Origin of the sequence: Streptomyces seoulensis, from assembly GCF_004328625.1 — a bacterium.
Taxonomy (GTDB): domain Bacteria; phylum Actinomycetota; class Actinomycetes; order Streptomycetales; family Streptomycetaceae; genus Streptomyces; species Streptomyces seoulensis.
Genome location: NZ_CP032229.1, coordinates 1,841,528 through 1,853,380, shown reverse-complemented (window position 1 = coordinate 1,853,380; position 11,853 = coordinate 1,841,528). Strand labels below are relative to the sequence as shown.

Below are 11,853 nucleotides of genomic sequence, written 5' to 3'. Positions count from 1 at the left end.
ACCCACCATGACCCGCACCCGGAGAACCGCGGCCGTACTCGCCGCCGCCACCGCGCTGCTCGCCGCCGGCGCCACCGCCCCGGCCGTCGCCCAGCCCGGGAAGGCCGCCGCCGCCACCTCCTGTTACGGCGGCGCCAAGTCCCTCACCTACCGCTACTCCACCGCCGCGGTCGAGTACGGCACCTACACCACCACCTCGCGCTGCTCCGACATCAACATCAAGCTCAGCAGTTCGGCCACCGGCTTCCTGGACGCCTGCATCGTCTTCGTGGACCACACCACGCTGTGCAACCACGACAACACCTACTCGACGTTCGGCCCCCAGTGGGCGACCGTCGCCACCGACGTCAAGGACGGCACCCGCTTCAAGCTGCGCGTGCACGCCTACGACTCCGACGCCCAGAACGTCCCGTTCCAGCTCGCCTTCTGACCGCAGACGCCTTCTGACCGGAAATACAAGGGAGTTCACGATGACCTTCTCGCCGAACCGCCGCACCATCCTGCGCGGCACCCTCGCCGCCACCGCGGGCGTCTTCGCCGGGCCCGTCCTGCTCTCGGGCAGCGCGCAGGCGTACAACTGGACCCGCACCATGAACCAGGGCGCCACCGGCGCCGACGTGACCGAGCTGCAGATCCGGGTGGCCGGCTGGGCGGCGGACTCCGCCTCGCAGTCGCGGGTGAGCATCGACGGCGACTTCGGCCCCGGCACGGCCGCCGCGGTGCGCCGCTTCCAGGCCGCGTACGGTCTCTCCGCCGACGGCAGCGCCGGCCCCGCGACCCAGGCGCAGCTCAACGCCCTTGAGCAGTCGGACGGTTCGACCGCGCACTTCAACTGGAGCGAGTTCTACGACCGTTCGAACGGCAACTTCAACGGCGGCAAGGTGAGCGCGGCCGCCGTCAAGGAGAACGCCCGCCGGGCCATGTACAAGCTGGAGGCGCTGCGCAAGAAGCTCGGCAACGTGCCGATCACCGTCAACTCCGGCTTCCGCAGCATCGCGCACAACGCCGAGATCGGCGGCGCCAGCGACAGCATGCACCTGTACGGCACCGCGGCCGACCTGGACGTGCCCGGCGTCTCCAACCGCACCGTCTACCAGAAGGCCGAGACCTGCGGCTTCTCCGGCCTCGAGCACTACGACACCGACCACCAGCACGTGGACAGCCGTGCCGACCTCGGCCGCTCCTGGTGGTGGGAGAGCGGCACCATCTGATCCGCCGCAGCCCGGGGCCGGGGACCGCACGAGGTCCCCGGCCCCCCGCACGCCCACCACCCCCCCACCCGGAAGGTCACACCCCCATGCCCCGCATACCCCTGGGCCGCGCGGCCCTCGCCGGCCTCGGCACCCTGGCCGTCGTCGCCGCAGCCGTGCAGCCCGTCAGCGCCGCGCCCCGCGCGGACAGAGCCGAGGGCCCCGTCGCCCACGCCTTCAGCGGCGCGGCGGCCGAGTACGGCGTCCCGCGCGACCTGCTGATCGCCCTCGGCTACAGCGAGACCCACCTCGACGGCCACCACGGCCTGCCCAGCCAGGCGGGCGGCTACGGCGTGATGCACCTGGTCAGCAACCCCGACCAGCACACCCTGGAGCTGGCCTCCCGGCTCACCGGCGACACCGCCCGCGAGCTGCGCACCGACACGGCCGCCAACATCCGGGGCGGCGCCGCCGTCCTGCGCTCCTACGCCGACCATGCCGGGCTGAGCAAGGCCGAACGGCGTGACACCGACTCCTGGTACCCGCTCCTGGCCCGGTACGGCGGCGCCACCGACCCCGCCACCGCCCGGCTCTACGCCGACACCGTCTACACCTTCCTGGCCAAGGGCGTCACCGCCCGCGCCGAGGGCGGCGAGAGGCTGACCCTCCCCGCCCGGAAGGTCGCCCCGGAGCGCGGCAGCCTCGCTCCGGCCGCGCAGAGCCCCGACTACCCCTCCGCCCTCTGGGTCCCGGCCAACGCGGCCAACTACGCGGTCGGCCGCACGGCGTCGGTCAGCAAGGTCGTCATCCACGTCACCGAGGGCTCGTACGCCGGGACGATCAGCTGGTTCCAGAACCCGTCGGCGCAGGTCAGCGCGCACTATGTGGTGCGGTCCTCGGACGGCCAGATCACCCAGATGGTGCGGGAGAAGGACACCGCCTGGCACGCCCGCTCCGGGAACGCCAGCGGTATCGGCATCGAGCACGAGGGGTACGTCGACGACCCGAGCTGGTTCACCGACGCGATGTACCGCTCCTCCGCCGCGCTGACCGCCTCCATCTGCGCGCGCTACGGCATCCCCAAGGACCGCGCGCACATCGTCGGCCACTCCGAGGTGCCCGGCAACGACCACACCGACCCGGGTCCGAACTGGAACTGGACCTACTACATGCAGCTGGTCGGCGGCTCCACCGGCGGCGGCGAGGTCCAGCTCGGCTTCCCGTCGTACGACACCCTGCGCTCCGGCTCCACCGGCGCCCAGGTCTCGGCCGCGCAGTCGCTGCTGAACGCGCAGGGCTTCGACGCGGGCACCGTCGACGGCAGCTTCGGCACGAAGACCACCTCGGCCGTGACCGCCTTCCAGAAGGCGCGCGGACTCGGCGCCGACGGTGTGGTGGGCGCCCGCACCTGGACCGCGCTCCTCTCGGCCGGCAGCACGCCCGCGCTCAGCCAGGGCAGCACCGGCGCCGCAGTCCAGCGACTCCAGCGGGCCCTGACCGCGGCCCTCGGGCGGACGGTCACGGCGGACGGCGACTTCGGCTCGGGCACCCAGCAGGCGGTACGGGACTACCAGACCAGCCGTTCGCTCGGCGTCGACGGTCAGGTCGGACCCGCCACCTGGGGCGCGCTGCAGGCCGGACGCTAATAGCCTGGGAAGGCACGCGCGGGGGGAGCCGCCCGTACCTTCCGATCCAGGTGGGGGGCCTTCGGAGCATCGCCCATGACCACAACGCGTACCGACCGACCCGCCCGTGCCACGCTCGGCTCCGCCGCCGACTGGGGGCTGCTGCTCATCAGAGTGACCTTCGGTCTGGTGATGGCGGCCCACGGGGCGCAGAAGCTGTTCGGGGTCTTCGGCGGCCAGGGGCTGACCGTGACCGGCCAAGGGTTCGAGGCTCTCGGCTACCGGCCGGGCAAGGTCTTCGCCACCATCGCGGGACTGTCCGAACTGGCCGGTGGCCTCGGCCTCGCCGTCGGCCTGCTGACACCCCTGGCCTGCGCCGCGCTGATCGGCGTCATGATCAACGCGATGGCGCTGGTCACGGCCCAGCACGGCCTGTGGGCGTCCGACGGCGGTCTCGAGTACAACCTCGGCATCGCCGCCGTCGCCGCGGGCATGGCCGCCACCGGCCCCGGCCGCCTGGCCCTCGACCGCTTCTTCCCCTGGGGCCGGGGCGGCTGGCCCTCCGCCGCCCTGGCCCTCGGCCTGGGCGGCATCGGCGCGGCGATCACGCTCAGCCTCTAGGGGTGTCCCGTCAGCCGACGATCGCGACCGGTGCGTCCCACGCGCTGCGGTCCACCGTGATCGTGTGACCGCCGCGCGACTCCTTGCTGTTGACCATGTACTGGTGGGCGCGGCTGTGGTTCGTGAAGGTCTTCGGGTCCCAGGGCCAGTCGGTCGTGGTGGTGTTCTGCTGGTCCCACAGGGCGTACCAGAGGTTGCCCGGGAGGTCGGTCTTGTCGGTCGCGGTCGCCACGGCCTTCGCGCTGGAGCTGGTGAAGCCGTAGTAGCCCGCCCGGTACACCTTGCCGCGCAGCGTCTTGGTGAAGGAACGGACGTACGACAGCACGGCGTTGTCGCACGCCTTGTCCGTGGTGTCGTACGGCTCCATGTCGAGGTAGACCGCGCTGCCCGCCCTCATGCCGAGCGCGGACGCCTTGGACACCGCGTCCTTGGCGTCCGTGGCGCCGAGGGAGGTCGCGTTGGCGGCGGTCATCTTCTCCGGGTTGGCGCTCTTCTGGCAGGGCGGCTGGGCGCCGACGTAGAGCGGGATCAGCTTCCAGCCCTGGGAGTTGACCGTCTTCACCCAGGACGCGGTGAGGTTCGGCTGGGCGCAGCCGCGGTTCCTGCCCCCGATGTAGACGGCGGCGGCGCCGTAGAAACCGGTCTTCCACGCCTTCATCGCGGCCACGGACGGCGCGGTGCAGGTGTCGAAGGCACGGCCGGCGAAGGTCTTCTGCGCGGGCCAGACGGTGGCCGCGCTGGACACCTGCGCCGCGACGCCGGCCCCGGCGACGACCGCGACACCGGCGGTGGCCCAGGCGATGTAACGACTCTTCTTGGACAGCCGATGGCTGGACATCCCCACCCCAGATGCTCATGCCCCACGGCAGGCGGACGGCGCGGCGCGGGGCGAACGATGTGACTTCCGGTACGGCGGCCGTCCGGCTCCGGGGCGGCGGGCGTACGAAGTGACAGCACTCTAATGCAAGGGGTGCGCGCGGGGGTTGTGTGCCCGGTGTGCCGGTTGCCCGGCCGTGGGGCCGGGAACGGGGTGATCGCATTCTTTTCGCCGGGCGGGCTTGGGGCGGTCGCGTTCTGGGCACCGTCCTCCTACCGGTGTTCGGTGTCGGTTGGGAGGAGGGTGACGTGGAGCGTCAGATTCGAGTGCGGGTCAGTCGTCGGCCAGCGGCTCCGCGGGGCCAGGAGATCGACCGCAGGACGCCGTCGGGGCGCGTCCTGCCCTACTGAGAAACGGGCTTCAGGCGGCCAGCGGGGCCAGGACCAGCGGGGCGATCCGCCCTTCCAGCATGGCGCCAAGGCCCTGTACGGCACAGATGTCGGGGCGTTCCGCGATGTGCACCGGGATGCCGATGGCCTCCTGGAGCATCTTGTCCAGGCCCGGCAGCAGCGCGGTGCCGCCGACCATCATGATGCCCCGGTCCACCAGATCGGCCACCAGATCCGGCGGGCAGTCCCGCAGCACCTTGCCGATGCCGTCGAGGACGGCCAGCAGCGGGGTGTGGATCGCGTCGCGCATCGCGGCCGTGTCCACCCGCACACTCCGGGCGAGGCCCGTGGCCACGTCCCGGCCGTGGATCTCGGTGGACACCGGGCCCTGCGGGGTCAGACCGTTGTCCGAGAGGGCGATCTGAAGCGGCCGCACCGACTGGCTGGGCAGCATCAACTCGTGCTCGTGCCGCAGGTGTTGCACGATCGCCCGGTCCACCGCCTCACCGCCGACCGGGATGCGCTCGGCGGTGACGATCGAGCCCAGCGACAGCACCGCGACCTGGGTGGCCGCCGCCCCGCACACCATCACCATGGTGGCCTCGGGGCGTTCCACCGGGAGCCCGCAGCCGACGGCCGCCGCGATCAGGGTGTCCACCAGTTCCACCCGGCGCGCGCCGAGCCCGACCAGCGTCTCGATCGTCGCCCGGCGGGCCAGCGGGTCGGCCTCGTGCGGGGTGCAGGCGGCCGCGCGCAGCCGGGGCTTGCGGCGCAGCGCGCGGCGCATCCGGTCGCCGATCAGGTGCCGCAGCATGCGCTGCGCCATCTCGATGTCGACCACCGTGCCCCCGGACACCGGCCGCACCACCCGGATGTACTGCGGGGTGCGCCCGGTCATCTGCTCCGCGAAGTCACCGACCGCGATGAGCGCGCCGGTACGGGTGTTCACGGCCGCCACCGAGGGCTGGTCGACGACGAGTCCGGCACCCTTCACGAACACCCGGGTGCGGGCCGCGCCCAGGTCGACGGCGAAGTGGCAGCGGCTCAACTGCTCCAGGCTGACGGTCACGGCAGTTCCTCCCGAGTGCGCTGACCATGGGCGGGCCCCCTGGTCCGGCGGGCCTCACTGGAAATCCTGCGCGGGCACCGGCGCGGGTGCCTTCTGGAGGGGGCCGGGCGGGGCGCCGCTGAATGGGGGGTTTCGGCGCGACCATGCCGTGTCGGGCTGGCCCTCGGGGCCCGGGAGTGTCACTGAGCCGGGTCCGGGGGTGTCAGCGGGTCGGGTCCGGGGGTGTCAGGGCCCGCTTCATGATCTTGCCCATGTCGTTGCGGGGGAGCGCCGGGAGCAGATGGAGCACGCGGGGCCGCTTGTGCGGGGCCAGCCGCGCGGCCACATGACCGGCCAACTCCGCGAGCAGCGGCGGCACTTCGGGGTCCGCCGGTACGACCCAGGCCACCACCCGCTCGCCCAGGTCCGCGTCCGGCTCCCCAGTGACGGCCGCCTCCGCGACCGCCGGGAGCTCCAGCAGCGCGTTCTCGATCTCGCCGGCCCCGATCTTGTAACCCCCGCTCTTGATCAGGTCGGTGGCCTTCCGGCCGACGATCCGCACATACCCGTCGGCCTCCCGCACCGCCACGTCCCCGGTGCGGAACCAGCCGTCGGCGGTGAACGCGGCCCCGGTCGCGTCGGGCCGGTTGAGATACCCGGTGAACAGGTTCGGGCCACGTACCTGGATCTCGCCCACGCTCTCCCCGTCCCGCGCGGTCAGCTCGGTGCCGTCCTCCTCCACCAGCCGCAGCTCCACCCCGGGCAGCGGTACGCCGACGGTGCCCGCGCGGGCCTCGCCGTCGACGCGTACGGAGGTGTTCATCAGGGTCTCCGTCATGCCGTACCGCTCGATCACCCGGCGCCCGGTCGCCGCCGCGATCCGCTCGTGGTCGTGCACGGGCAGCGCGGCCGAGCCGGACACCAGCAGCCGGGCCCGGCCGAGCGCCTTCGCCAGCCCGGGGTCGGCCGGCAGGGCCTCGGCCAGCCGGTGGTACATGGTGGGCACGCCGAACACCATGGTCGCGCCGTCGTTCAGCTCGCGGGTCACGCCCTCGGGGGAGAAACGGCCCAGGTGGCGGACCGAGCCGCCGCGCCGCAGCGGGCCGAGGACGCCCAGCACCAGCCCGTGCACATGGAACAGGGGCAGCCCGTGCACCAGCACGTCGTCCCCGGTCCAGTGCCAGGCGTCGGCCAGCGCGTCCAGGGTCGCCGCGAGCGCCCGGCGCGGGACGACGGCACCCTTGGGCGGGCCGGTGGTGCCGGAGGTGTAGACGATCAGCGCCGGGTCCTCGTCCCCGTAGACGTCCTCCGGGACCGGCCCGGTGCCGGAGACCTCCAGCCGGGGCAGGTCCGCGAGGACGGGCGGGAGTTCGGCGCCGGGCGCGGTCAGGACGAGCGCCGGGTCGCTGTCGGCGAGGATGTGCGCCAACTCCCCGTCCCCCGACTTCGGGTTGAGCGGCACGGCGGCCGTCCCGGCGAGCAGCGCCCCGGTCACCGCCACGGCGGTCTCCAGCTCGGGCGTCGCCCACACCGCTACCCGGCCGAGGCCCGCGAGCCGCCCGGCCACCGCCCCGGCGGCGGAGGCGAGTTCCGCGTACGACAGCGACCGGGCGCCGAAGCGCAGCGCCGTCCTTCCGGCCGTCCGGGGGTCCGTCAGGGCGGGGAACAGGGAGGACACGCGGGGACTCCTTCGCTGCCGGGTACGACAGCCCCTTCCTACCCCACGGGGGGCATCACGTCCCCGACCACGCAGCTCACGTTGTCCGGACCGCCCGCCGTGTTCGCCGCGTCGACCAGCGACCGTACGGCCGTCTCCGGGTCCGGGGCGGCGGCGAGCAGCTCCCTGATCCGGTCGTCGGGGACGACCCCGGTCAGGCCGTCCGAGCAGAGCAGGTAGCGGTCGCCGGGGAGGGCCTCGTGCAGCCGGAGGTCCGGGTCGGAGTCGGCCCCGAGGACCTTCAGCAGCAGCGACCGCTGCGGGTGGCTCTCGGCCTCCGCCGGGGTGAGGCGGCCCTCGTCCAGCAGGGACTGCACCACGCTGTGGTCGTGACTGATGCGGAACAGCCCGCTCCCGCGCAGCAGATAGGCCCGGCTGTCCCCGATGTGCGCCAGGGCCAGCCGCGACCCCGTCCAGAGCAGCGCGGTCAGCGTGGTGCCCGCGTCCTCGGCCCCCTCCGTGACGTCCCGTACGGCAGCGTTCGCGCCCCGCACGGCGTCGGCCAGCAGGTTCAGCACGTTGCCCGGTCGCGGCCCGTCCTCCCCGTCGAGGAACCTCAGCGCCTCGACGGCGGCACCGCTGGCCGGTGCCCCGGCCGGGCCGAAGCCGTCGGCCACGGCGAGCAGCCTGCGGCCGGCGTAGACGGTGTCCTGGTTGGCGGGGCGGACGTGCCCCTGGTCCGAGTGGGCGGCGCAGCGCAGTTCCAGCATGGTGGTTCCCTCTCTCGGTGCCTCGGTCAGCTCGGTCACGAGGAACGCGGCCAGATCCCGCCGCACGGCCGTCTCCGCCTCCACACCCGCCCAGTACGCCCGGACCTCCCGCGCCGCGTCCGCCCCGTCCAGGGCGCTCACCGCGCGGATCCGGGCCAGCGGCATGCCGAGCCGCCGCAGCCACGCCACCAGCCGGGCCCGGTCCAACTGGGTTACGGCGTAGTAGCGGTAGCCGGTGTACGGGTCGACGCGTGCCGGGCGCAGCAGGCCCAGCTCGTCGTAGAGCCGCAGGGCCTTGGGGGAGAGTCCGGACGCCTTGGCGAACGCGCCGATGGTCAGCAGATCCATGTCCGTCCAGGCTCCTTCGAAAGGCCGGTTCCTCGCTTCGCCACCGATGCTGGGGCTTCACCGAAGGGGAAGGTCAACAGGGGTGTGCCGGTTCCGGGGCGGTTGCTAGCCTCGCGATCACCGAGCCGACGCAGACGACCAGGGAGCCCGCCGTGCCGCGTATCGCCCTCGCCACCTACGACCCCGGCACCGCGCCGAGCAAGGACCCCGATCTGCCTGGTCTGGTCGCGGAGTTGCGGGCGGCGGGCGCCGACGCGGAGGCCCGGTTCTGGGACGACCCGGACGCCGACTGGGCCGGCTACGACCTCGTCCTCATCCGCTCCACCTGGGACTACACCTGGCGCACCGCCGAGTTCCTGGCCTGGGCCGACCGGGTCGACGCGCTCACCCGGCTGCTCAACCCGGTGGACGTGGTGCACTGGAACGTCGACAAGCGCTACCTGGGTGAACTGGCGTCGGCCGGCGTGCCCACGGTCCCCACCCGCTACCTCCCGCCCGGACCGCCCCCACCGCCGGGCGCCGAGCCCGGCCTCCCGACCGGGCACGAGTACGTGATCAAGCCCGCCTCGGGCGCCGGAGCCCGGTACGCGGCCCGGTACACCCCCGAGGAACGCGAGCTTGCCGTAAAGCAGTTGGCGCACATGCACGCCGAGGGCCTGACCGCGATGGTGCAGCCCTACATGCGGGGCGTCGACCAACACGGCGAGCGGGCCCTGCACTTCTTCGGCGGACGCCTGCTGCACGCCAGCCGCAAGGGTGCCGTCCTCGTCCCCGGTACGCCCTTCGACGCCGTCAAGACCGCCCACCCGAAGCTGGAGAAGTGGCAGCCGACCGCCGCCGAACTGGACGTGGCCGAGCGGGCGTTGGCGGCCGTGCCGGGCGGCGCCGAGCGGCTGCTCTACGGCCGGGTCGACCTCATCGACGGCGCGGACGGGCAACCCTGCGTGCTGGAGCTGGAACTCGTCGAGCCGCATCTCTTCCTCGACCTGCATCCCGAGTCCCGCCCCCGTGTGGCCCGGCTCATCATCGAGGCGGCGCAGAGCAGTTGAGGCTCAGTCCCGCAGGGCGGTCCGCTGGAGCAGCCCCCAGGTGAACTCGGCGGCCATCTCGTGCGGTACCCCGTCCCGGTCCGGCGCGGTGAAGGTCAGTGCCTGACGGGTCGGGGCGGTGCTCTGGACCGGGCGGGCCGGGGCGAAGGCGCGGGCCACCTCCTCCAGGGTGCAGGACCAGGGGGTGAGGTCCTCCAGCGTGCCGAGTCCGGGCGCCGGGGCGCCGGGGGCGCGCACCAGCCACTCGGTGAGGACCGCTCCGCCCGGTCCGGTCAGCAGCTCGAAGCGAAGGTCCGGCCAGAGCGGCAGCGCCCACCGCATCGCCTCGCACTCCAGGTCGCCGACCCGGCGCGGCTCGACCGACTCCGGCTCGCCCAGCATCGCCCGGTACCGGGATACGGCCGGGCGTGACCTGGGAGAACGGGCCATCGCCTGCCAGCGCTTGTTCGCCTCCCGCATCTCGGTCGCGGAGGCGCCGAGCCGCCGGCGGGCGTCCTCGGCCAGCTCCGGATTGTGGTCGGCCATGCGGCGCAGCAGCACCAGGGAGAAGTCGCGAGCCATGCCTCCCATGGTGCCCGGTACCCGGATGACCGTTGCCCGCGCGACCCGCGCTGACCTAGCCTGTGTTCGCCCCGCCGGTCGCCGGTCTGGGTATCGAACACGGGACACCGTGCCCGTAGAGCAAGGAGGCCGGACGTGGGACGCCTCGTGCCCGCCGTGACGCGGGCTTTCGACATCCTGGAGCTGTTCCTCGACGGGGACGGCACCCTCTCCGCGCCGGACATCGTGCGCAGACTCGGCCTTCCGCGCACCACCGTGCACGAGCTGGTCACCACCCTTGCCGCCCGCTCCTACCTGGTACCGGTACCAGGACAGCCCGGCCGGTACCGGCTCGGCGTACGCCCGTACCAGCTCGGCAGCCGGTACGCCGAGCAGCTCGACCTCGCGGCCGAGGGCGGCGAGGTGGCCCGTACCGTCGCCGAGACCTGCGACGAGACGGTCCATGTGGCGCTGCTGGAGGACACCGACGTCATCTACATCGCCAAGGTCGACTCCACCCACGCCGTCCGCATGGTCTCCGCCGCCGGACGCCGGCTGCCCGCGCACTGCACGGCCGTCGGCAAGATGCTGCTGGCCTCGCTGCCCGCGCCGGAGCTGGCCGCACGCGTCCCCGACGGCGCCGAACTGGCCGCGATGACCCCGGACAGCCTCACCGACCCGGGGCAACTGCGCGACGTGCTCGCGGAGATCCGGCGCCGGGGGGTCGCGGTGGAGCGCCGGGAGTCCAACCCGGACGTGAGCTGCGTCGCCGCCCCGGTCCGCGACCGCACCGGGCGGGTGGTGGCCGCGCTGTCCATCTCGGTGCCCACGGTCCGCTGGAGCGAGGAACGCCGTCCCGAGCTGGAGGCGCTCGCCGTCCAGGGCGCCGCCGAACTCTCCGGGCGCCTCGGGTACCGGGAGGCGGCGTGAGCGGCTACGAGGTCGCCGTCGCGGCCCAGGCCGAGCTGGGCGAGGGCCCGACCTGGGACCCGGCCACCGCACGCCTGCTCTGGGTCGACGTCCTGGGCAGCCGCGTCCACACCTACGACCCGGCCACCGGCCGCCGCACCGTCCGCACCACCGGCCAGCACGTCGGCGCCGCCAAGCCCCGCGCCCACGGTGGCCTGGTCCTCAACCTCCGCGACGGCGTCGCCCTGCTCGACCCCGACGGCGCCTTCGGCTGGCTGCACCGCGACCCGGTCCCCGGCCGCCGCGCCAACGACGCGGCCGTGGCCCCCGACGGCTCCCTCTGGGCCGGCACCATGCGCTACGACGAGGCCCCCGGCGGCGGCACCCTGACCCGTCTGACCGGCGACGGCACCGCCGAGCCGGTCCTCACCGACGCCACCGTGAGCAACGGCATCGGCTGGAGCCCGGACGGCACCCTGATGTACTACGTCGACAGCCCCACCCGCCGTGTCGACGTCTTCGACTACGACGGCACCGGCGTCCGCGACCGGCGCACCCTGGCCGTCGTCGAGGACGGCGCTGGCTTCCCGGACGGGCTGACGGTCGACGCGGCCGGCTGCGTCTGGGTGGCCCTGTGGGACGGCGGAGCGGTCCGCCGCTACACCCCCTCCGGCACCCTGGACCGGGAGATCCGCCTCCCCGTCCCGCGCACCACCGCCTGCGCCTTCGGCGGCCCCGGCCTGCGCGACCTCTACGTCACCACCGCCCGCGTCGGCCTCACCGCCCCCACCCCCCTGTCGGGCTCGGTACTGGTGGTGCCGGACGCGGGCGAGGGGCTCCCGCAGCCGCCGTTCGCGGGGTAGGGACCGCTCCGGCGAGATCCGGAAGAC

The 11,853-nt window shown here is 73.7% G+C and carries 12 protein-coding genes; 7 read left to right on the top strand and 5 right to left on the bottom strand.

The window, feature by feature from the left end; all coding sequences use genetic code 11:
- Positions 1–7: 7 nt before the first annotated feature.
- From D0Z67_RS08695 to D0Z67_RS08680, 4 genes are all read left to right on the top strand, one after another.
- Positions 8–430: a hypothetical protein gene (locus tag D0Z67_RS08695; protein WP_031179682.1), complete on the top strand. Its 423-nt coding sequence runs from the start codon at positions 8–10 to the stop codon at positions 428–430.
- A 40-nt stretch (positions 431–470) separates the two neighbouring features.
- Positions 471–1,211, top strand: coding sequence for a D-Ala-D-Ala carboxypeptidase family metallohydrolase (locus D0Z67_RS08690; RefSeq protein ID WP_031179683.1), 741 nt, complete (start codon positions 471–473; stop codon positions 1,209–1,211).
- 86 nt (positions 1,212–1,297) lie between these two features.
- Positions 1,298–2,836 carry an N-acetylmuramoyl-L-alanine amidase gene (locus D0Z67_RS08685; RefSeq protein ID WP_031179684.1) on the top strand — a complete coding sequence of 513 codons (1,539 nt, stop codon included), beginning with the start codon at positions 1,298–1,300 and terminating at the stop codon, positions 2,834–2,836.
- 75 nt (positions 2,837–2,911) lie between these two features.
- Positions 2,912–3,436, top strand: a complete 525-nt coding sequence (locus D0Z67_RS08680) for a DoxX family protein (RefSeq protein WP_031179685.1) — start codon at positions 2,912–2,914, stop codon at positions 3,434–3,436.
- Positions 3,437–3,446: 10 nt separating this feature from the next.
- Here the strand turns inward: D0Z67_RS08680 and D0Z67_RS08675 are convergent, their stop codons facing one another.
- The 4 genes from D0Z67_RS08675 to D0Z67_RS08660 form a co-directional block, all read right to left on the bottom strand.
- Positions 3,447–4,274 (bottom strand): glycoside hydrolase domain-containing protein, encoded by an 828-nt coding sequence (locus tag D0Z67_RS08675; RefSeq protein WP_031179686.1) that lies wholly within the window; start codon positions 4,272–4,274, stop codon positions 3,447–3,449.
- A 399-nt stretch (positions 4,275–4,673) separates the two neighbouring features.
- Positions 4,674–5,711 carry a rod shape-determining protein gene (locus D0Z67_RS08670; RefSeq protein WP_031179687.1) on the bottom strand — a complete coding sequence of 346 codons (1,038 nt, stop codon included), beginning with the start codon at positions 5,709–5,711 and terminating at the stop codon, positions 4,674–4,676.
- Between the two features lie 202 nt (positions 5,712–5,913).
- Positions 5,914–7,368: an acyl-CoA synthetase gene (locus D0Z67_RS08665; RefSeq protein ID WP_031179688.1), complete on the bottom strand. Its 1,455-nt coding sequence runs from the start codon at positions 7,366–7,368 to the stop codon at positions 5,914–5,916.
- 38 nt (positions 7,369–7,406) lie between these two features.
- Positions 7,407–8,465, bottom strand: coding sequence for a MerR family transcriptional regulator (locus tag D0Z67_RS08660; RefSeq protein ID WP_031179689.1), 1,059 nt, complete (start codon positions 8,463–8,465; stop codon positions 7,407–7,409).
- A 152-nt stretch (positions 8,466–8,617) separates the two neighbouring features.
- On the opposite strand from D0Z67_RS08660, the gene D0Z67_RS08655 reads away from it, so the two are divergent.
- Positions 8,618–9,514, top strand: coding sequence for an ATP-grasp domain-containing protein (locus tag D0Z67_RS08655; protein ID WP_031179690.1), 897 nt, complete (start codon positions 8,618–8,620; stop codon positions 9,512–9,514).
- 3 nt (positions 9,515–9,517) lie between these two features.
- Here the strand turns inward: D0Z67_RS08655 and D0Z67_RS08650 are convergent, their stop codons facing one another.
- Positions 9,518–10,075 carry a hypothetical protein gene (locus D0Z67_RS08650; RefSeq protein WP_107059515.1) on the bottom strand — a complete coding sequence of 186 codons (558 nt, stop codon included), beginning with the start codon at positions 10,073–10,075 and terminating at the stop codon, positions 9,518–9,520.
- A 135-nt stretch (positions 10,076–10,210) separates the two neighbouring features.
- On the opposite strand from D0Z67_RS08650, the gene D0Z67_RS08645 reads away from it, so the two are divergent.
- Both D0Z67_RS08645 and D0Z67_RS08640 read left to right on the top strand, forming a co-directional pair.
- Complete coding sequence (locus D0Z67_RS08645; protein WP_031179692.1) at positions 10,211–10,984, top strand: IclR family transcriptional regulator; 774 nt, start codon at positions 10,211–10,213, stop codon at positions 10,982–10,984.
- Positions 10,981–11,826: an SMP-30/gluconolactonase/LRE family protein gene (locus D0Z67_RS08640; protein WP_031179693.1), complete on the top strand. Its 846-nt coding sequence runs from the start codon at positions 10,981–10,983 to the stop codon at positions 11,824–11,826. Before D0Z67_RS08645 ends, D0Z67_RS08640 begins: the two co-directional genes overlap by 4 nt.
- Positions 11,827–11,853: the final 27 nt, after the last annotated feature.